Here is a 20097-nt window from a genome sequence, read left to right as displayed (position 1 = left end):
CTGTTCCACCCCGAGCCCACGAACAGCCGTCAGGCGGTGATCTACGGACACTCCACCCTGCCCTTCCGGTCGCCGGGCGAAGCCCGTCCGCTCTACGGGTTGACCTGCACGTACGTACCCAGGCCAGCCACCCACGGCGCGGGGCCCGTCAGTACGCCGGCCACGGCGATGCGGTCAGTCCGGCACGGCCCTCACCTGAACGGGTGACGGGCCCCGCGCCCCTCTCCTCTGACCCCTAACAGGCCCTCGCGCCTTCGAATGGCCCTGCCTGTCGCTTCGCTGCTACCGGAAGGCGGGACTCGCCAGGAGAGCCGCGCGAGGGCCTGTTAGGGAAACGAGGCTGGTGCCGATGGCCTTCGTTCAGCGGCGCAACGCGCCGCAAGGCGCGTCGAACCCGACCCACATCCACGGCCACTCCCGGATGTGCCCGATCACCTTCTCCGCCGGCACCGTGATGTCCCGGGCCTCCCCGGCCTCCATCGCCGACAGCAGCAGGCGTGCGTACTCCACGTCCCACAGCACCGCCGTGTACGGCTCGCCGTCGTCGTCGAGGGCCAGGAGGAAGGCGTAGCCCTCGGCGGTCGGCTGCAGCCCGGCCACCGCGCACAGCGCGAGGTAGGCCGCGGGCCCGTGGAAGTCGGTCTCGGTGGCGAGCATGGCTCCGTGGATCGCGATCACGTCGTCCTCGTTTCGGTCGGGCACCGCCTGGCGGCGGCGCGGCACGCGAAGAGGCCCCGCCGGATCGGCCGGCGGGGCCTCGGAAAGGGGTCCAGCAGCTACGTCAGCGGTCCGCTGACGGGGGCGTGGCCCCCGGGGCTCCCGGCAGGGCGCGGCAGCGACGTCCTGGTGGGCACCGTGTTGGGTTGGTCGACGAGGCGGTGGTACTCGGGCTCGAACCGGACCGTGGCGGTGCCGGCCCGCGCCCAGCCTCTGGCGGCGATCACGTCGACCTCACCCCGGCGTTCTGGAACGCTGCCCTGGACGTCCGGCCGGTGCAGCACGATCGCGGCGTCCGCCGCGCCGACGGCCGTGTCGCGGTGGCCCAGGTCCGCCAGGGTCGGAACCACGTGGTCCTGGCCGTAGTCGGCCCGGTTGAGGTGAGCGGTGACCAGTACGGTCATTCCGCGCGCGGCCGCGAGGTTCTGGAGGGCCCGGAGGGTGGCGCCGGCCGACGGCTCGTGGGTAGTGGCCATGCCGTAGTCGTCGACGATGAGCAGGTCCAGGTCCTTGACGGGGGCGAGTTCCTCGGCGATCTGCTCGGTCCGTGTCAGGGCCGAAGGTGTCCAGGTCCACAGCCGAGTGTCCTTGAGGACCGTGCTCGCCCGCTTCAGTCTGACCAGGCGCCCCTCGTTGAGGGTGTCCCACCGGTCGACGTTGGTCGAGGACTCGGCCGCCAGGAAGTTGCGCAGCAGGGCGTCGTGTCCGACCTGCAGGTTGAGAAAGGCCACCGCGTGGCCCTCGGCGAGGTTGTGGCGGGCGGCCGTGAGCACGAAGGCGCTGGCGCCGACGGACGGCCGACCGGCCACGACCGTCACCTTCCCTGCGGGAAGTGGGCCTGCTAAGGCATCGAAATCGGACAGGCCGGTGAACAACGGGGCGTGGGACACGGATGGTCCTTCCTGTGGCCGGGAGGTGCGGGAGCGTGTGTTCTCTGGTGGATCAGAGGTTCTCGGATTCCATGTCGACGAAGCGGCTGTAGTGGCCCTGGAACGCCACGGTGATCGTCGCCGTGGGCCCGTTGCGGTGCTTGGCCACGATCAGGTCCGCCTCGCCCGAGCGCGGGGACTCCTTGTCGTAGGCGTCCTCGCGGTGCAGCAGGATCACCATGTCGGCGTCCTGCTCGATGGAGCCGGACTCACGCAGATCAGAGACCTGGGGCCGCTTGTCCGTGCGCTGCTCGGAGCCGCGGTTGAGCTGGGACAGGGCAACGACCGGGACGCCGAGCTCCTTGGCGAGCTTCTTGAGGCCCCGGGAGATCTGGCCGACTTCGACGACGCGGTTCTCGGCACGCTTCCCGGACTCCATGAGCTGCAGGTAGTCCACGACGATCATGCTCAGGCCGTGCTTCTGCTGGAGGCGCCGGCACTTCGAACGGATCTGGAGCATGGTCAGGTCGGCGGAGTCGTCGAGGAACAGCGGGGCCGCCTCGATGGCGGGGGTCTTGCGGCTGATGGCCTTCCAGTCGTCCTCGCTGAGGTTGCCCCCGCGCATGTGGTGCAGGGCGACGCGGGCCTCGGCGGACAGCATCCGCATGTTGATCTCGGAGAGGCCCATCTCCAGGGAGAAGAACACGCTGGGCAGTCCGTCGCGGATCGAGCAGGCCCGGGCGAAGTCGAGCGCGAGGGTGGACTTGCCCATGGCCGGGCGGGCAGCGACGACGACGAGCTGGCCGGGCTGGAGGCCCTTGGTCAGGAAGTCGAGGTCCTTGAAGCCGGTGCTCACGCCGGTGAGCTTGCCGTTGCGGTTCTGGATCGCCTGCAGCTCGTCGATGGTGGAGGCGAGGCTGCCTTCACCCGGGCGCCGGGGGTCGGTGGCGGTGGCGACCTCGGTGGCCGCGTGGATCTCGGCCTGGGCGGCGTCGGAAACCTGGGAGACCTCTCCCTCGCCGGACCAGGCCATGGCCTGGATGCGGGTGCCGGCCTCGATGAGACGGCGGCGGACGGCCAGGTCGTGGACGATCTCGGCGTAGTACTCCACGTTCGCCACGGTCGGCACGGCCTGGACCAACGCGTGGAGGTAGGACGCCCCGCCGACTCGGGTGATGTCGCCGGACTTCGTCAGCTCGGCAGCGACGGTGATCGGGTCGACCGGTTCGCCGTCGCCGTAGATCTTGGTGATCGCGTGCTGGATCGTCTCGTGGGCGGGTCGGTAGTAGTCCGCGGGCTTCATGGGCGAGCCGAGGAAGTCGGCGATGGCGTCCCGGCTGAGCAGCTGGCCGCCCAGGACCGACTGCTCGGCGTCGAGGTCCTGCGGCGGGACGGAACGGAAGCCGGTGTCCTCGTCGTCGTGGTGGCCGCTGCGGGCGTTGACTACCGTGGTCACTGAGATCTCCTGAGTTCGTGGCATCGGATGTGGGTGATCGCAACGGGTCGCCCCCCGGCCAGGGGGCGGCCCATCTGCGTTGGAGCGGGGTCAGGCCGTCGCGAGTACGACGGACGGGTTGCACTCGGGGCACTTGCGCGGGCTGCCCTCGCGCGGCGTGATCCACCGGTAGGTCGCCGAGTCGCAGTTGCCGCACCAGGGCACAGTTCCTCCCACCACGGCCTTCGGGGCGGGAGGCGGGTTGTGCTCAGCGTGCCGGGCCAGGCTGGAGTAGCCCAGGCCGGGCATCTGCCCCGCGAGCCTGGCGATGTGCTCGACCGGCCAGTTCAGCGCCAGCAGCTCGGCGGCGTCCTTGCGGAGCCGCTGGACGACCGCCTGCATCGGGTACACGCCGTTGAGCGCCAGAACGTACGCCTCGACGACCTTGCCGACCTTCGGCTCCAGCTCGCTGTCGTCCCGGCGCGGCTCCGGCACCGGAGCCGACTCGGCAACCGGCGCCGCGATCGTCTTCCGCGCAGCGCTGATCTCTCTCTCCCGTGTGGTGTCCAGCCGGTCGGCCGAGGGGCCTGAGACGCGCGGGACGGGAGAGAGAGATTGGTCTAGTTGAGATTGGTCTCGTTCAACCCCCTGGCCAGGGGGTACGGGACCCCCTGGCCAGGGGGTACGTACCCCCTGGCCAGGGGGTACGGGCTGACCTGCGGTTTCTTGCATCACTGCAGGTCGTGCCGTACCCCCTGGCCAGGGGGTACGGAAGTCGGCGAGGGACGGTGCGACGAACAACTCGACGGGCGGCACCGCAGCCTTCGCCTTCTTCGCTGCCACGCGGGCCTTGGCGACCTTCTCGCAGTGAGCCTTGAGCCCGGCGCGGACTGCCGTCAGCCACCGGTCGAACTCGGCTTCGCGCTCCTTACGGGCCTCCGACGTCTCGTCCTTCGGGCCACGGTTCAGCGCGTACCACTCGCTCGTCGACCGTGCGCCCGTGTGAGAGGCCGGCGGCGTCTGATGGACGACATACCGGTTCCGCCTGACCAGCCCGACCATCGTGCGTACGACCTCGATCGCGCCGATGACCTCCAGCTGAAGCATGAACTTCGATACGTTCTCCGGCTTCTTCAACTGGAGGATCCGTGCCAGGGCTGCCAGCCCCGGCCAGACCTCGTTGTCGCTGCGCTCGCTCGTGTTGATGTGCGCGGACAGACCCCAGTACAGGGTCCGAGCGTCGGAGTCCACGCCTGAGAACAGCACCCAGTCGCCGAGCTGACTGAAAGGAGCACGTCGGCCGAGGGTGACCTCAAGGGTTTCGTCGGCCGCGTTCGGGTCGGTGAGCTGGTTACTCATCGGGGCACCGCCACGGCGGTCACGCTGGTGTTCATATTCACGCGGGCGTTGTACGCGGCCGAGACAGTTACCGTCGCGGGCTCCGCGGAAGCAATCGAAGAGGGGCGGTGCATTAGGGGTAGACGCTCTCAATCTGGATGAGAGCCGCACGCCGGATGATCTTGACCAGGTAGCCGAACGGGCCCGTGGGCGGTGCTGCGTAAAGGTTGTGCAGCCGGTTACTCTGGACAACGGTGACCGGGCCCCGAGGGGTCGGGAGCCCGGCGTTACCGCCGACGTACGACTCAGAAGCTGTGGCTGGTGTGCCGGGGACTGAGTCAAGTTGTTGAGTTGAGGGCCGCTCCTGTTGGCGCAGGGGCGGCCCTTGGCATTACGGGGCGCGAGCAGTCATGGCGACCATGGTGAAGCCCTTCCGCCGGTTTCCGAAACCGGCGCCGAGCTGGTAGGTGGCGGCGCGCCCGGTGATCGTGCACGACGCTGCTGTGCTCTTGTACCTGGTTTCTGGCGCGAGTACTCCGAGATCCCGTGCTCCGGGAAAGAACTTGCGGAGGCGTCCCGCCACACGGGAAGCACAGGTCGCCGACGGCGTGTCACCGTGTCCCGCTGGCCCACCGTCAGTGGGTACGCGTAGCCTGCAGCGCATGCAGGCACCTCCTTGTCAGGTGCTTGGTTACGCCGCCGACCACCACAACCGGCGAGCGCGACCGGCAGGCCCCCACACGGGGGCCTGTTCGCGTTTCGCGGGCCATCTTGCCCCCTTCCAGATGATTGGCGTGGGTTAGCAGGCCGGTCGCGGAGTGTCGCCGTTGGCGGGGGAGGTGAGAGATGCGGGCTGTCCGATCTTGACGTACGCCGCGGTGGCATCGTCCGAGCGCTTGAACCGCGGCCAGCGCCTTCCTGCCGGGTCGGCGAGTTCTGTTTCACGGGTACGGGCGATCAGCGCGTCCGGGCCCTTGGTACGCAGGAGAGTGAGCAGGTCGTACCAGGTGATGGTGCCGAAAGAGTCGACCAGACGGCTGGCACCGTCGGTCAGCAGCGCGGCCTGCTGCACCCTGGCAAGCTCCACGGAGCCAGAGATCGCTTCGTCGGCAGCTGCCGGGTCGGTGGCCGCGACCCAGTAACCGTCCGGCTTGTTCCGGAGATGTCGCTGGGTCGCGACGAGCTTGGACACGAGGTTGGCGTGCTCGGGAGTTCCGGTCGGCCCTCGCAAGGCGGCCTGCATCTCGTCGGCCGCTACCTCTTCGACCCGCTTGTCGACGATTGTTCGGATGCCGTCGGTCCCGAGGTCGAGCACCAGGACGTTGTCGGAGAGCACCAGGTAGTCGAGAGCCTTGCCGCGCTCGCGGATCATCACCACCGTCGAGGCCGGTACTGCTTCTTGGTCCAGGTCGCAGGAGTCGCGGTGCAGGTCGTTGACCTTGGTGATTGCGACACGAAGGGCTTCCCGGAGGGGAACCGCGTTGTCGCCGATCAAGTTGATCAGGGTGGTGCCGAGCTGGCGTACAAACCACGGGGTGCCGTGAACGCATCCCATGGGCAGATCCTTCGGGGCGGACAGGCCATCCAGTACGACCACCCCGGCAGGGCTCACGTAGGCCGCGTCCTCGTTCGCGGCGCCCACACCTTGGGCCGATGCCATGGATACCTGCACGTCAGGCCCCTTCTGGGCGGTAGAACGGCGTGATGCGCTTGCTGGAGACGATCTCCAGTGTGTCGGGATCGAAAGCGCTGGAGATGAGCGTCGAGAACCTTCGAGCCTTCAGCTCGCGGTGCACGGCCGCCAGCTCGTGGTTGAGCCAGTGGACGACGCCGCCGGAGCCGCGGGCATGGATGCCCGCGATGTAGAGGAAAGTGCCCTGCCCGTCGGGGCGTGGGAGCCGGCCGAAGTACGCGACGTCGCTGTTGCCGCCGTGATCCATCGGCGATCGGTAGACCTCGCCGGATTTCCGGTCGGTCAGGAACCAGCCGTCCTCGTCCTTGTCGAACCGCAAGTGCGGGTCACTTTCGAGAATCTGTTCGATCAAGGGTGACAGCCTGGGGCCACAGATGACCACCAGGTTGTTCCGGTTGAGGCGCACGTTGCCCCCGAGCGGGATTCGCTCGAACGTGACCTCCAGGCCGACATCCTCGGCAAGCTCCCGCAGGTGCTCGTAGGTCTGGAAGTCTTCCGTGGCGATCACGGGGCCCTGTACTCGTTTGTCGCGACCGTCGTGCAGCTTGCCGTGTTCCAGCTTCTCGGCGAGCGCCACGACGACCTTGCCCGAACCGAGGAACAGGCGCTCCGGTGGGGCGCCCTTCGCGAGCTGACTCACCCGCCCCTTGCTGATGCCGAGCTCTTTGGCCAGCTGGGTGCTGCTCAGGTCCCCGACCCGCAGGGTCTCGTTCATTGCCTCGTTGCGTACCGCCTGAGCCTCGTTGCCGTAGTCCTGCATCTGGGCAATCAACTCGTGGGCGGCTTTGGCCCGCTGGAGAGGGTTTCTCAACTCCTTGAGCTGGGCCAATGCGATGTCGAACGCCGCGTTGAGTCGCTCCTGTGGCTCGGTCAGCGGAGCAGCGTTGAGCCATTCCTTTTCCATCCGTGCCTCCCTTCGTAGCTCATGTTTACCCCACTAAACCGCAACTGTTCAAGGTGGTTGACGCCCGGCGGAGCGGCGCCCTATGGTTTCGATGCACGGTCGGTTTAGCCCGCTAAATTCGATCGTCGCGTTGGCTATACATGCACTTCAGGCGCTGTTTCTGGCGCCCGTACGACGTCTAGAGCGGCGATACCGGACCGCCTCGGAGCTGTGCCGAGCCCGGTGTACCGGCGAGAAGAACTCAACAGAGAGTTGAATTTCGGGCCGCGGCCCCCCTGCCGTCATCACGACGAGACAACCCACCTGCTGGCACTCGCCGGCGGGGTCTTGAGCAGGGGGCTGGCCGCACGGCAGCCCGAGAGCGGATCTGAGCAGGGCCCCTGGGGTGGGGCCGGGGCTGGCGTTGGCCAGCGGCCGTCAGGTTGTGCAACTCCCCATCCGCTCGCCGCGCCTGCACTCATGCACGGCGCGACCCCCGACACGGCGATTGCAGCGCCTGATGTGTCGGGGGTCCACGGATCTACCAGCAAAGGAACCGATCCGCATGACCATCATCCCATTCACCACCGCCGCTCCGGTCCGGGCCCAGGCCGTGTCCGACGGCGTCGAGGACGTCGTCGCCGAGGCGTGGACCGTGTTCGGCGAGGTCCAGGACCTGGCCCGCCTCGGCGTCGAGGTCGCGGTGACCGTCCGGCCCGGCGAGATTTTGGCCGACCTGGTCGTCCGCAGGGAGGCCGCGCACCTGGTGCCCGCCCTGGTCCAGGAGCTGGAGAACAGCGGTATCACCCGGACCGAGACCGGCTTCCGGATCGCCGGGACGATGTGCCAGGGCAACGTGGGCCTGCGCATCGTCGTCGACAGTGCCGAGGTCACCGTCGGCCAGTTGGAGGCCCTGGTCGCCGCGGCCGACGTCGACTTCGACGTGTACGCCGGCGTTGAGGCCGCGAGGGGGTACGCCGCATGAGCACCCCCGACGAGCAGCAGGCGGCCGCCGCGGAGGCGGCCGCCGCGGCCGCCAAGGCCGCGGAGGAAAGCCAGAAGTACGCGCAGTCCCTCCAGCAGCACGCTCAAACGGTGCTCGACCTGGGGGGACCCAAGTGACTGTTCCTCTGATGAGCACGCACACCCTGTACGGCCGCCGGATGCGGGCGGCCCGCGCGTTCCGCATGGGCCACGGCCCGATCGGGGCGTGGCCGGCGGACCGGATCGAGGTCTACCTCGACCTCGTCGCCGGTGCCCGGGCCGCCCGTTGGCACCATCTGCGCACCGCCGCCCGCCGGGCGCGGGTTCTCGCCCTCGCCATCTACATCGCCCCGGTGTACGTCCTGGCCGCGCTGGCCGGGGCCCGGCACGGCGAGCTGTGGTGGCGGCTGGAGGCCCACCTGCGGGAGGCGGACGGCAGGCTCACCGACGCGCTGGTCGAGCGCGACCGTGCCGGTGACCACACCATCACCACCCTGATCACCCGCGTCACGGACCGGCTCACCGGCCTGGTCGCACGGGTGACGGACCGTCTCGCCCGGATCTGACGGGCCTACCCAGAGAAGGAAGGAGGGCGTCGTGGCGGCCCGTACGACACGGAAGCCCACCCGCAAGACGACTACCGCGCGCAAGCCCCCCGCGCCCCGCCGCTCGGGCCCCGCAGGGGGCCCGGCGGAGGCCGTGTCCCCGGTCGCCGGGGGACGGGAGGAAGCGGACCCGGTCCTCGCGGGAGCCCGGGACCGGGCCGCCGACAACCTGGCCCTGGCCACCGAGCTCCTCGACACCGCCCGCCTTGCCGCGTGGGCCGAGGCCGCCGAGATCCGCCAGGACGCCGAGGCACGGGCCGAGACGATCCGCCGGGCGGCGGCCGCCGCCGCCCGGCAGGTCCTGACCGAGTCCGCCGACGCGGCCGGAGACACGCTCCGGCAGGCGACCAGGGACGCCGAAGCGATCCGCCTGGCCGCCGACGCCGAGGCGCGAGCACACCTCGACCGCTCGCAGGCCGAGGACGCCCGCCGCTCGAAGGAGGCGCTGGCAGCCGCGATGGCGGCGGCCGAGGAGCACGCCGGGCAGGTCCTCGCCGATGCCGAGGACCAGGTGAACACGGTTCTCGCCGCAGCCGAGGAACGGGCGACTGCCCTGGTGGACATGCGCCGCGCGTCCGCCGAGGCCGCCTACCGCAAGGCCCTGGAGGACGCCGCGCAGATCATGGGCGAAGCCCAGAACAGGGCGGCCGAGCTCGCGGCCCGGCGGGCCGGCCTTGACACCGAGTTGGAGCTGGCCCGCCGGTCGGCCGCGCTCGGCCTGGAGGAGGAGCTCGCCGCCCGCCGCATGGAGATGGAGACCGAGCTCGCCCGCCAGCGCCAGGAGAACAACCGGGCGCAGGCACTCGTCGAGAAGGAGTTCCGTGAGCTCGGCGAGAAGCACGAACGGGCCCGTGAGGACCAGCGGACGAGGCTGGCCGCCGAGGCGGAGCAGGTGCGCCGACGGGCCGAGTCCGACGCCAAGGAGGCGGCCAGGGCCGCCGCCGTGGAGATCCGCGAGGAGGCCGCGGTCGCGCTGCGGGAGGCCCAGCGGGAGAGGGACGCCGCCCGGGCAGCCCGCGACCTCGCCGAGAAACGGGCGAGGAGCTTCGAGAGGGAGCGGTCCACGGGTCAGGTCGTCAAGCAGGTCAGCCTCTGGGCCGGTCTGGGCGCGGTGATCATCCTGACCGCGTCCGGCGAGTGGGCCTTCGCCTCCATGGTCGGTCTGGGCAAGACCCCGGTCGGCGACGCGGGCTGGGCCCTGCCGGTCGGCCTCGACATCTACGCCGTCACCGCGTTCCGGAAGAAGAAGGACGTCCTGTTCGCCCTCGGACTCATGGCCGCCACGAACCTGACGTACCACGCGGCGGACATGACCGGAGTCGGGATCGAGGAGGGGGCGGACGGGACGGAGCACCCGGCGGTCTGGCTCATCTCCATCGCGGTGATCGTCGTCGTCGCCATCGTCTGGCGGATCCACCGTCTCCTGGAGGACGACGAGGAGAAGCCTGAGTCGGCCGCCGAGGAGTCCCCCGCGACCGGCGGTCCGGACAGCGACACCACCGCCCCGGCCGACTCCGCCCGTACGGACGGGCAGAGCGTGAACCGTACGGCCCCGACCGACTCCGCCCGTACGGAGGCCCGTACGGAGGCCCGTACGGCGGGTGACCGTACGCCCCGTACGGCAGACCGTACGGGGCAGGCCCGTACGGCCCGTACGGCAGACCGTACGGCGGGCGACCGTACGGCCCGTACGCCTGCACCCCGTACGGCCCGTACGGCGAAGGCCCGTACGGGCAGCTCGGCCCCGGCCCGTACGGACGCCGAGTGCATCACCGCCCTGCGGGGCCTGCCCCGTACGGCCGAGGCGTTCGTCACCGTCAACGCCGCCCGTACGGCGCTCGGCTGCAACCGCGACCGGGCCGTACGGCTGCTCGACGAGGCCGGGCTCCTGAGCCCGGCCGACCGGGCCAAGCACCTCACGCCGACGAGCTGAACGTCGGCACAACGGGCGGGCCCACTGGGCCCGCCCGCCCTCTTCCCTTGATCCCGTACACCCCACCGAATCCGTGAGGAGACCTCGATGAGTGCCGCGCCTGAGCACACGAACACTGACCCTCCCCATTACGAGCGGCTGCTGAATCTGTCGGCGATGACGACCTGGACGGCGTCGAGGCAGCAGGAGCACGCCGCCGACGCCGTCTCTTACGCGTCCGCGCTCGCGGCGATGCAGGCCGGTCTGCGGTCCCAGGGCATCGACGGCGACGGGCGGTGGGACGCGGCCCGCCGGTCCCGCCGGGTCGAGAAGCACCTCAAGCGCATGGTCAGGGCGGCCCGGAAGCAGGAGCGGGCCGCGGAGGACCTGCGGAACGCCTACGCCGCGCACGTCGCCCATGTCACGGCGCTCCCCGCGCAGCGGGAGGCGAAGCGGGCGGCGAAGGAGCTGCGCAAGGGGCCCCGGCAGGTGGTCGGGGAGATCGCGGCGAAGTCGCTGAACAAGTCGGCGTCGGCGTTCACGCAGGCCGAGGCTGGTGAGGCGGCGCCGTCGGAGACCGGGTCGGCCGCCGAGCCGAAGAAGGCGGCGCCGGCGCGTGGTGTTTCCGACCTGTGGCAGCGGGGGGCCTGATGAGCACGCAGCCCAGGCCGCTGACCGGTGCCGAGCGGCGCGCGGTGAACCAGCGCATCCACGCTGAGGCCCGGCAGCGCGAGCAGGCCGCGCGTGGCCCGAAGGGGGTCGCGGCGGCGTGGTGGGACCGGGCCCGGATGGTCGCGATTGAGCAGGAGCGCGCCGGTAATCCGGCCGCGTGGGACGAGCTCGCGCTGTTCCTCTCGAACTACTGCGACCGCTACAGACAGTAGCGGGCGGGATCTTCATCTTCATCACCGCCCCGGTGTACGGGGCGGGGGTTCCAAGGCGGGCGCACGGGCGCACGGCCGCGCGGGCGCGCGAGGATCCCTCACCCCGTCACTATCTGTCAACCCCCTTGGAGGGTTCATGGACGACGAAAACGTGGTCACCTTCCGGCCCCGGGCCGGTGCGGCCCCGCCCGGGCTGCCGCCTCTGCCCGCCGCGCCGCCCGCGCCGACGACGGCCCCGCCTCCGCCCCCGGGGGCCGGGGCCGTCGCGGTTGCGGAGCGGCCCCGGCAGTCTGCGGCGGCGGCACTGGCCGCGCTTGCCCCGGTCCGTGCGCCGATGCCTCCGGCTCCCGCCCCGACTCGGGCGGTTCCGGCGACGTTCCGGTCGGAGGGCCTCGACGACGGGCCGGGCGATGACGGGCCCGGTCTGCCGCTGGGGGCGTTGTCCCTCTCGGCGATCCTCGCCGTGGCGCTGGCGGCGCTGCGCGGGACGGTCGGCTTCGTCCAGGACTGGCGTCAGCGCCGGATGGAGAAGCAGGCGGAGGAGGCGGCCTGGCGGCAGGCCAGGGTCAAGCGCCGGGCCGCCGAGGAGGACGCACTGGCCGCGGCGGCGAAGTCGCCGGTGCCGAGCAGCGCCGAGTTCGGCCGCAAAGCGGTCCGGGACGGCCGCAAGGGCCCCGGCGGCGCACCGCAGGGGCGCCCCGCCGGTCCGCAGGGCGGCGGGACGGGCGGTACGGGGAAGGCCCCGCGTCCGCCGGAGAGGAAGTCGCCGGAGCGCCGGCACGACTCCCCCAGGCCCCTGGAGAAGCGCCCGAAGGGGCCTGGCGGTGCGTCGGAGGGGGTCGTGTCCCCGCGCCGGGGCAAGGGCGGGCAGTCAGGAGGCGCGGACAAGAGCGCCCTGGGGCGGGTCAGGGACCGCAAGCGGCCTGGCGGGGCCGATGACCCGAAGCCGGATCCCAAGAACCCGAAGAAGCCGCAGAAGGAGTTGCCCGGCGGGGACCCCGTCAAGGACCGGAAGCGCCCTGGCCCCAAGGGCCGGACCGGGCCGACGGAGCAGGACCAGGGCAAGGGGGCGCCCGGGCGGGGGCCGAAGAAGAAGCCGGGCATCCGCCACGGCACTCCCGAGGGCCATGACACGCACGGGTGCCGGTGCGTGCGGTGCCGCAGGGCCGCCCGCCGCCGCGACGAGGCGGCCAAGACCAAGGCCAAGGGCCCCCAGCCCCAGCCTTCGACCCCGGGCAGCGAGGGCCGTAAGCGGCGCGAGCGGCCCGGAAAGAAGCGGCGGCAGAAGACCGGTCCGGGCACCCCGCCCCCGTCGGGGCCGGGCGGCCGGCGCGGCGCGGACGAGGACCTCCGCTCGTCCGCCGAGCACGGGGAGACCGTGATCACGGTCGAGCGGGCCGACCGGCCCGGCGACCAGGAGCGCAAGCCGCCGCCCCCGGCGGCCATCACGACCGGGGTCCCGGGCCTGCCCCGCGCCCCGGAGCAGCCCGCCGGGGCCCGCCCCGGCACCACCCGCACCAGCACGAGCACGAAGGAGTCGCCGATGAGTGCCCCGCTGCCGGGCATGTTCACGCTGGGCCAGGACATGGACGCCGAGCACCGGACCGAGGTCACGCTCGACGAGGTCCTGGACCACCTCACCAAGTCGAAGGAGCGGTGCTTCCGTACGTACGACGAGTGCGCCGACCTCGCCGACGCGGCGCGCAAGCTCCGCCGGGCCCTGGAGAAGGTCCTCGACGACCTCAAGGGCCGCCACAACGTGCGCGGGCGGTTGACGCGGGCGGCCGCGCACCGGCTCGCCGACTGCATGGACGTGGTGGCCCGCAAGGCCGAGGAGATGCGCGAGAAGTCCTTGTTGGCGGCCGAGTCGGTCGAGATCGCGCACGACGCGATGGCCGACGCCTACCGCCCTGTGCAGGAAGCCGCCGCCGACGCCGGACTGGCCGCCCCGTCCGCCCGTATCCACAACGAGGACTGACGAAATGTTCGACAGTGAGAATCTGGCCCCCCGCCAGCCCACGCCCATCACGCCCTGGCAGTCGAAGACGCCGGACTGGCTCAAGCTCCCCGAGTCCTCCTCGCCGGGCACGCTCGGCGAGGCCACGGCCCCGTCCGTGCCGTCCTTCCGACGCCTGGCCGGGCGCCTCACGCTCCTCGCCGCGAGCGCGGTGAGGCTGACCGAGGGGCTCCGGCAGCTGCGCCGGCAGATGAGGGTCGACGCGACGGACTGCCTGGTCATCTCCGAGCAGTGCGCCCAGGCCGAGGTCGAGCCCCGGTTCACGAACCTGGTCCTGGAGGCGGCCGACGCCCTGGCCGAGGTCGCCACGGCGTCCGGGGCACTGGCCATGGGCGCCGAGGACCTCGCCGACGCGGCCGACGACCTCGCCCGCGCCCACCGCCGCGAGTACACCGGCGTCTACACGGCGGTGCGGTCCTCCGGCGTCCAGCAGGCCAAGCCCGGCTTCTACCGCCAGTCCTGACACCCCCACACCACCCGTCCGCGAGGGGCCCCGCCACCACGGCGGGGCCCCTCTCCCCATACCTCTGGAGAACCCCGTGACGATCCTCGACACCGCCGGGCCCGGCCCCGCCGCCCCGGCACCGCGCCGTGAGGTCTCGCGGCGTACCGCCCGGCGCATCGCCATCGCCGAGCGCGTCCTGTACGGGGCGGGCGGCGCCCTCGCCGCCGTCGGCCCGCACACCGACGTCCTGCCCCTGCACACCGCCGCGGTCGCCGCCGGGGCGGGCATCCTCGCCTACCTCTGGCGCCGCTCCAGGTCCGCGTCCCACGGCCTGCTGCTGTCCTGCTACCGGTCCCTCCCGCTCCTGGGCCTGTCCGGCTGTTACACCGCCGCCCTGATCGCCCCCGGCTCCTCCTGGTGGGAGTACGCGGCCCCGGCCGTCACGGCGGTGCTCTCCGGGCTGGCCGTCCCGGTCGCCCGGTCCCTCGGCGACATCGGCCCCGCCGTCCGGGCTCTGCCCGAGGAGATCGCCCTCCAGGGCGAGGCACTCGCCGCCGGCACGACCGCCACCGGGGACGTCCCGCGGGAGGAGACGTACGTGGAGGGCCTGCGCCGGATGTGGGAGGCCGCCCGCTCGACCGGCGACACCGCCCTGGAGGACGTCGTCCAGCCCGACCCGCTGCACCCGGCGTTCACCGCCGTGGTGATGGCCCCGGCCGGGGAGACCATCCCGCCCGGCCTCGACGCCCGGAGCGTCGCGGGTGTCTTCGACGTCCCGGTCACCGCGGTCGCCCTGGCCCCCGTGGAGGGATACGGGCCCGGCCGCCTGGCCCTCACCGTCACCCCCGGCAGGACCGGCGGCGACGACGGGGACGGCGGCCCGGCGTCCGAGGACCCGGACGGCGTCCGCGCGATGTGGGAGACCCGGGTGGCCGGCCCCGGCGGCTGCGCCCCGGGGATGCACCTCCTGGACTACCGGCTGAGCACCGACCGGCTCACCGTCCGGGTCCAGGCCGCCGACGACCGGATGATCGAGCTGTCGCGTACCCGGCTCGCCCGTGCGCTGGGCGTCGAGGACCCCGACCTGGTGATGGTGGAGACCGACGGCCTGGGCGACGGCGTCGTCACCATCTACCGCGAGCACCCCCTCGTCCACATCCGCGAAGCCACCAAGGCCGACCTGACGATGGGGGCGGACGGCCGGGTCGCGATCGGGCTGCGGCACGACGGCCGCCTGGCCCGGATGCCGCTCTACGACCCGGAGCTCGGCGCGCTGACCGACCTCCTCGTCGGCGCCCCCGGCTCCGGAAAGTCCGTCACGCTGCTGACGCTCCTGGCCGCCGAGCGGCTCTCCGGCGTCGTCTCCGTCGTCGCGGACGCCCAGGACGGCATGAGCCTCCCCGAGGCCGACGGCCGCGTCTTCCACTTCGGGGCCGGCCGGGCCGCGATGGGCGCCACCCTCGCCGCGGTCTGCGCGGTCGCCGACTACCGCGAGAAGGTCTCCGCCAGCAACGGGTGGGGGTCCTTCACCCTCGGCGACCCGTGGGCGCTGCTGATCGTCACGCTCGACGAGATCAACCGCGTCCTGGCCGCCGACGCCGACGGCGTCCACGCCGACTTCCGGACCTGGGTCACCGGCATGATCAGCCGCGCCCAGCTCACCGGCAGGAAATTGGGCCTGGGCATCCGGTTCGCCGGGCAGTCCATCCACCTGGAAGACCTCGGCGACAGCGACAAGATCCGCGCGGGCGCGAAGCAGGGCACCGTCTGGCTCGGCCGCGTCAACGGGTCCATGACCCGCCGGATGGCCACCGACATGACGACCGGCGCCATCGAGATCAGCCCGATCCCCCGCTACTTCGGCGCCGGGGGACGCGGCGAGATCGACGCCGCCTGGTCCGGCGAGGAAGCCCCCGTCGGCCCGGTCACCGCCGGATGCGCCTGGCTGATCCAGGGCGGCCACCCCAGCCTCACCCGCGTCTTCCGCGCCGTGAAGGAGAACCGCACCTACCCCGGCCTGGTCGCCCTCATGGAGTCCGCGCCCATCCCCGGCCTCACCCCCGAGGAAACCAAGATCTTCCGCACCACCTACGAGGAAGTCCTCCCGTACGCCGAGGACCTCATGAAGAACGGCGCCCCCAAGCCCAACCGCCGACGTCGCTCGGCCGACGGTGAAGAGTCCGGCGAGGGCTACGAAGGGGATTTCGGCGAGGACTACGAGGAGGAGCGGCCCAGCCGCCGCGCCACCCGCACTGCCGCACCGGACGCCGGGGCGGCACCGGCCACCGCCCCGGCCCTCGCGGACCTGGTGCTCGCCGCGCTCGCCGACGGCCCCCAGCGCACCCGGGACATCCGCAAGGCCGTCGGTGTCGGCACCCCCGAGGGCCCGGCCGCCGGATCCGTCGACAACGCCCTGTCGAAACTCGCGGAGCAGGGCCTCGCCGCCCGCACCGGGCACGGCATCTGGGCGCTGGCCGACCAGACCTGACCGGCCACCAGCGCCGTCAGGTGGGGCCCCGGAGCTCGCGACTCCGGGGCCCCGATCACTCCCCCATCCCTACGAAGGAGCAGAACAGTGGACCACACCGAGAACCGCGTCCCCGCCGGCCGCCCGCTCAGCGACGCCGACGTCGAGGCACGCGCCCGCCAGATCATCGACGCCGCGTACGCACCGACCGCGTACCGCGACGGCGCCCCGCTGCCCGCCTACGGGCCGACGCCGCCGGTCGCCCAGCCCGGCCGCCCCCCGATGAGCCAGCGCGCCACGGACACCAGCGCGCTGATGCTGAGCGGCAGCGTCGCCGCCCTCTCCGTCGGCGGCGCCACCAGCCTTGTCCTCTACACCCTCGGGCAGGTCGACCCGGTCACCCTCGCGGTCGGCGCGGCCGGACCCGTCGCCCTGGTCCTCGCCGTCGGCTCCCTGCTGAAGTCCGCCGGCCGCGCGAAGGCGGCGGCGCACACCGAGATCCACCAGCACTACACCGGCCCGGTCCGGCAGGAGACGACCACCGTCTCCAGCACGACGCGCGGCCTGATCGCCCGCACGACCAACAAGGGGACCACGCGATGAGCGAGGAGTACCCGGTCTTCACCTACCTGCGCTGCCGGGCCTGCACGAGCTGGCTCGCGGTGTACGGCCTCCCCAGCACCGCCCACGCCAGGCTCGCCGCCCGCGCACCCGGCCAGGGCTGGGTGCGCGAGAAGGCCGGCACCTGGCTCTGCGACGAGCACCCCGCTGACCGACCGCCGACCGCCCGCTGACCGGAAGGACACGACGATGCCGTTACCGACCGAGCCCACCCACTGGACCGTCACCCTCACCCCGGCCGAACCGCCCACCGCACCCCAGCTGCGGGCACGGGCCCGCAGCTGGGGGCTCACCGCGGCCGCCCTGCTCGCCGCGTACTGGATCGGCACCACGCACGCCGACGACACCACGGACAGGCCGCCGGCGCCCGCGTACACGACCCCCGAGACCACCACGACGACCGGGGAGCCTCGATGACCACCGTGACCGTCACCGTCAGCCACGGCAGCGACTTCTTCGGCGTCGACGTCTTCGACGCCGCCGCCCTGCGCGACCTCGCGACGTACCTGCCCGGGCTCCTTCCCGCCGCCGACCACCCGCCGCTCACCGAAATCCTCTCCACCGCCGGCACCGACCAGCAGCACATCGATGCCGCCCAGGCCGCAGCCTTCGCGGCCCTGCTGCGCCGAGCCTCCACCACCAGGGGCCTGAAGAAGCATCACTCCGCCCTCGCGGCCCGCCTCGGAATCGCCGCCGCCACCGCCGCCCGCACCGGCCAGCCCTGGACGTGGACCACCGAGAACGACGGATGGCAGGCGTGAACGCCGAGGCCGTCCCCGCCGCCCGGCCGGGCGCCGCATCACCCCTGTTGGACCCAACAGGGTCAACCCGCTTTGAGTAGGAGAACCATGAGTTACGAGACCGACCCTGCCGCGCCCGTCGGCTGCGACGGCGTCACCGGCCAGCCGCCGGCCGACGTCATGATCGTCTCCATCGGCCGCCTGCACGACGGCCAGGACGGCCCGCACGCCGACATCCTCCAGCGCGCCAGCATCGCCCTCGACCTCCGCACCGCCTTCCGCGACCCGCACGTCGACCCGGCCCTGCGCGGCCTTACCGCGCACGACCAGGCGGTGCGCGACGCCGTCATGGCCACCCCGGGCATCCGCGAGGTCGTCTCCGCCACCGCCCTGCAGATCGAGGGCTACCTCTGCGGCCCCACCCGGGCCCCCCTCACCGTCGTCACGCAGTGCGCCGGCGGACGTCACAGGGCCGCGACCACGGCCATGGCCCTGGCCGCCGTCGTCTCCGGCGACATCGACCAGGCCCGCTCGTACGGCCTCGCCCCCGCCGCCCAGGCGTTCACCCGGCGACACCTCACCGTCGACCTGATCCACCGCGACCTCGACCGCCCGGTCGTCGACCGCTGACACGGAAGGACACACCGTGCCCAACGAACTCGCCCCCGACACCGATATCGACGCGCGGCTCGACGCGGCGACCAAAACGGTCCTCGCCGAGATCAGCAGGACCGACGCCAAGTCGGGCGTTTTACTCACTGCCTTCTCCCTGCCGCTGGCCGCGCTGGTCGCGGCCGTGCCCGGCCAGCGGCTCCCGGCCCTGCCCGCCGCCCTGGTCGGCGCCGGCGCCGTCGGCCTGGTCGCCGCGATGCTCGTCGTCCTCCTCGTCGTGCGGCCCCGCCTCGGAGGCCACCGCAGCGGCTCATTCCTCTACTGGTCGCTGTGCACCGCCGACGAGCTGGTCGCCGATCTGCGCGCGCCCGCCGACCGCGCGGACCACGTCGTACACCTCTCCCGCATCGCGCACCGCAAATACAAGGGCCTGCGCCTGGCGGGCGACATCACCGCCGCCGCGCTCCTGGCCCTGGCCGCCGCACTCCTGACCGCCCTGATCTGACCGCCCGCGCGACATCCTGCATGCCTGCCGGGCGGCTGCGGCCGTGGCCTGCGAGCACGGCCCCGGACCCATCACCGACCGCCCGCAGGCCAGCGGTCAGGGCTGTTAGGCCCAACGCCCCCAACGGGTGCCACACCCGCACGACAGCATGAGCCCGGGGCCGCCAGACCGGCCCTGGCTCACTGAGAGGAAACCATGGACACCACCGTCAGCACCTACCCCGGCGAGCTCGGCAACCCGTTCCGCCGCTGACCGACCACGACCGCCCCTGACCGCTCCGAGCGGCCCCAGACGAGACACCGGATACCGCGCCGGGTCACACTGGAGGCGCTCGGACAAGGAGGTGAAAGGAAGCATGAGTGTCGCCCACCACATCGGGCCCTGGACGCTGGACGACGTCCTCGCGCTGCCCGAGGACACCACGCAGCGCGTCGAGCTCGTCGGGGGCCAGCTGATGATGAGCCCCGCACCTGGCCTGCCCCACCAGCGCGCCTCCCACCGGCTCCACGTCCTGCTGGAGCAGGCCGCCGAGGCCGCCAGCGCGGATGTCGAAGTGTTCGAGGGGATCAACGTCATGGTCCCCGACGGCCTGCTCATCCCGGACCTGGCCATCATCGACACGGCGGCCGCCAACGAAACGACCGCCGTCCACGCCCAGGACGTTCTCCTGGTCGTCGAGATCGCCTCCCCCTCGACCCGCGTCACCGACCGGAAGCTGAAGCCCGCCCTGTACGCAGCCGCCGGCATCCCGCACTACTGGAGACTTGAGCTGGAGCCCGCCCCGCGCCTGCTGGCCGGGCGTCTGCGTCACGGCGGCTACTTCGAGGAAGCTCCTCTTCTGCCCGGGGTCGTAGCGCACCTCGACGACCCCTTTCCGATCACGCTCGACCCCGGCTCCCTCGTCCGCAGGTAGCCGCCCGCACAAGCAGAGCCCCCGCCCGGGCCGCCGGACCGTCCGGCCCGAGCGGGGGCTCTTTGCGTTTCCAGCGACTTGCCGAGACGTATAGCCCTACGCTGCTCCCGTGACTCGACGCATCGGCCGGGGCGGACGCAAGGGGCAGACCCACACCGCTACCCCGAAGCTCCGTTCGTACAGCGTGCCGCCGGCCTCAGCGGTGACGGTGACCCGGGCGGACGGAACCACGGAGACCGTGCCCGCGCGCAAACCGCAGGCCACCCAGAAGCAGAAGCCCAGGCGCGGTCCGCTGGTCTGCGCCATGTGCGGAGACCCGACGACGGAGTATCCGACCGTGTACAGCGCGGCCCGCGGTACGAGAGGCAAGCCGGTTCACGCGTCGTGCGACCCGTCGGCGAAGCGGACGAGGCCCAAACGTCCGCCACGGCAAGGCAGGCAGGACCGGACACCGCAG

22 protein-coding genes are annotated in these 20097 nt (G+C 72.2%); 16 read left to right on the top strand and 6 right to left on the bottom strand.

All coding sequences use genetic code 11. The annotated features are described in order from the left end of the window. Window positions 1-360: 360 nt before the first annotated feature. From ACWC97_RS32940 to ACWC97_RS32915, 6 genes are all read right to left on the bottom strand, one after another. Complete coding sequence (locus tag ACWC97_RS32940; protein ID WP_450653409.1) at window positions 361-678, bottom strand: hypothetical protein; 318 nt, start codon at window positions 676-678, stop codon at window positions 361-363. Between the two features lie 98 nt (window positions 679-776). Continuing rightward, window positions 777-1607 carry a DnaB-like helicase C-terminal domain-containing protein gene (locus ACWC97_RS32935; protein ID WP_450653408.1) on the bottom strand — a complete coding sequence of 277 codons (831 nt, stop codon included), beginning with the start codon at window positions 1605-1607 and terminating at the stop codon, window positions 777-779. A 52-nt stretch (window positions 1608-1659) separates the two neighbouring features. Next, a complete protein-coding gene (gene dnaB / locus ACWC97_RS32930; RefSeq protein ID WP_450653406.1) occupies window positions 1660-3066 on the bottom strand; it encodes a replicative DNA helicase in 1407 nt (468 codons plus the stop codon). 66 nt (window positions 3067-3132) lie between these two features. Further along, on the bottom strand, window positions 3133-4380 hold the full coding sequence (locus ACWC97_RS32925; RefSeq protein WP_450653403.1) for a hypothetical protein: 1248 nt from the start codon (window positions 4378-4380) through the stop codon (window positions 3133-3135). 778 nt (window positions 4381-5158) lie between these two features. Continuing rightward, window positions 5159-6031: a hypothetical protein gene (locus ACWC97_RS32920; RefSeq protein WP_450653402.1), complete on the bottom strand. Its 873-nt coding sequence runs from the start codon at window positions 6029-6031 to the stop codon at window positions 5159-5161. A gap of 1 nt (window position 6032) precedes the next feature. Continuing rightward, window positions 6033-6956, bottom strand: a complete 924-nt coding sequence (locus ACWC97_RS32915) for a sigma-70 family RNA polymerase sigma factor (RefSeq protein WP_450653400.1) — start codon at window positions 6954-6956, stop codon at window positions 6033-6035. 544 nt (window positions 6957-7500) lie between these two features. Between ACWC97_RS32915 and ACWC97_RS32910 the strand changes: the two genes are divergently transcribed. The 16 genes from ACWC97_RS32910 to ACWC97_RS32835 all read left to right on the top strand — a co-directional run bounded on the left by ACWC97_RS32910 (window position 7501) and on the right by ACWC97_RS32835 (window position 19640). Beyond that, complete coding sequence (locus tag ACWC97_RS32910; RefSeq protein ID WP_450653398.1) at window positions 7501-7920, top strand: hypothetical protein; 420 nt, start codon at window positions 7501-7503, stop codon at window positions 7918-7920. Further along, window positions 7917-8057, top strand: a complete 141-nt coding sequence (locus ACWC97_RS32905; protein ID WP_450653396.1) for a hypothetical protein — start codon at window positions 7917-7919, stop codon at window positions 8055-8057. The genes ACWC97_RS32910 and ACWC97_RS32905 overlap by 4 nt, the downstream gene beginning before the upstream one ends. Before the next feature lie 11 nt (window positions 8058-8068). Then, window positions 8069-8485: a hypothetical protein gene (locus ACWC97_RS32900; RefSeq protein WP_450653394.1), complete on the top strand. Its 417-nt coding sequence runs from the start codon at window positions 8069-8071 to the stop codon at window positions 8483-8485. A gap of 31 nt (window positions 8486-8516) precedes the next feature. Further along, window positions 8517-10457, top strand: coding sequence for a hypothetical protein (locus tag ACWC97_RS32895; protein ID WP_450653393.1), 1941 nt, complete (start codon window positions 8517-8519; stop codon window positions 10455-10457). 87 nt (window positions 10458-10544) lie between these two features. Beyond that, window positions 10545-11087: a hypothetical protein gene (locus tag ACWC97_RS32890; protein ID WP_450653391.1), complete on the top strand. Its 543-nt coding sequence runs from the start codon at window positions 10545-10547 to the stop codon at window positions 11085-11087. Next, the gene (locus tag ACWC97_RS32885) at window positions 11087-11320 is read left to right on the top strand and encodes a hypothetical protein (protein ID WP_450653389.1); all 234 of its coding nucleotides are present in this window, start codon (window positions 11087-11089) and stop codon (window positions 11318-11320) included. Before ACWC97_RS32890 ends, ACWC97_RS32885 begins: the two co-directional genes overlap by 1 nt. A 136-nt stretch (window positions 11321-11456) precedes the next feature. Further along, window positions 11457-13298, top strand: coding sequence for a hypothetical protein (locus ACWC97_RS32880; protein WP_450653388.1), 1842 nt, complete (start codon window positions 11457-11459; stop codon window positions 13296-13298). Window positions 13299-13302: 4 nt separating this feature from the next. Continuing rightward, window positions 13303-13800 (top strand): conjugal transfer protein TraB, encoded by a 498-nt coding sequence (locus tag ACWC97_RS32875; RefSeq protein WP_450653386.1) that lies wholly within the window; start codon window positions 13303-13305, stop codon window positions 13798-13800. Window positions 13801-13876: 76 nt separating this feature from the next. Beyond that, on the top strand, window positions 13877-16270 hold the full coding sequence (locus ACWC97_RS32870; RefSeq protein ID WP_450653384.1) for a hypothetical protein: 2394 nt from the start codon (window positions 13877-13879) through the stop codon (window positions 16268-16270). A gap of 87 nt (window positions 16271-16357) precedes the next feature. Then, complete coding sequence (locus tag ACWC97_RS32865) at window positions 16358-16852, top strand: hypothetical protein (RefSeq protein WP_450653382.1); 495 nt, start codon at window positions 16358-16360, stop codon at window positions 16850-16852. Next, complete coding sequence (locus tag ACWC97_RS32860) at window positions 16849-17043, top strand: hypothetical protein (RefSeq protein WP_450653380.1); 195 nt, start codon at window positions 16849-16851, stop codon at window positions 17041-17043. Before ACWC97_RS32865 ends, ACWC97_RS32860 begins: the two co-directional genes overlap by 4 nt. Window positions 17044-17059: 16 nt before the next feature. Further along, complete coding sequence (locus ACWC97_RS32855) at window positions 17060-17287, top strand: hypothetical protein (protein ID WP_450653378.1); 228 nt, start codon at window positions 17060-17062, stop codon at window positions 17285-17287. Beyond that, window positions 17284-17631 (top strand): DUF7739 domain-containing protein, encoded by a 348-nt coding sequence (locus tag ACWC97_RS32850; protein ID WP_450653376.1) that lies wholly within the window; start codon window positions 17284-17286, stop codon window positions 17629-17631. The genes ACWC97_RS32855 and ACWC97_RS32850 overlap by 4 nt, the downstream gene beginning before the upstream one ends. 87 nt (window positions 17632-17718) lie before the next feature. Further along, window positions 17719-18240 (top strand): RapZ C-terminal domain-containing protein, encoded by a 522-nt coding sequence (locus ACWC97_RS32845; protein ID WP_450653374.1) that lies wholly within the window; start codon window positions 17719-17721, stop codon window positions 18238-18240. Window positions 18241-18256: 16 nt separating this feature from the next. Further along, complete coding sequence (locus tag ACWC97_RS32840; protein ID WP_450653372.1) at window positions 18257-18727, top strand: Pycsar system effector family protein; 471 nt, start codon at window positions 18257-18259, stop codon at window positions 18725-18727. A gap of 355 nt (window positions 18728-19082) precedes the next feature. Then, entirely contained in the window at window positions 19083-19640 is a 558-nt protein-coding gene (locus ACWC97_RS32835) for a Uma2 family endonuclease (RefSeq protein WP_450653370.1), read from the top strand. Window positions 19641-20097 lie beyond the last annotated feature (457 nt).

Source organism: Streptomyces sp. NPDC001108 (genome assembly GCF_053598535.1).
This window is presented reverse-complemented; position numbering and strand designations above follow the sequence as displayed.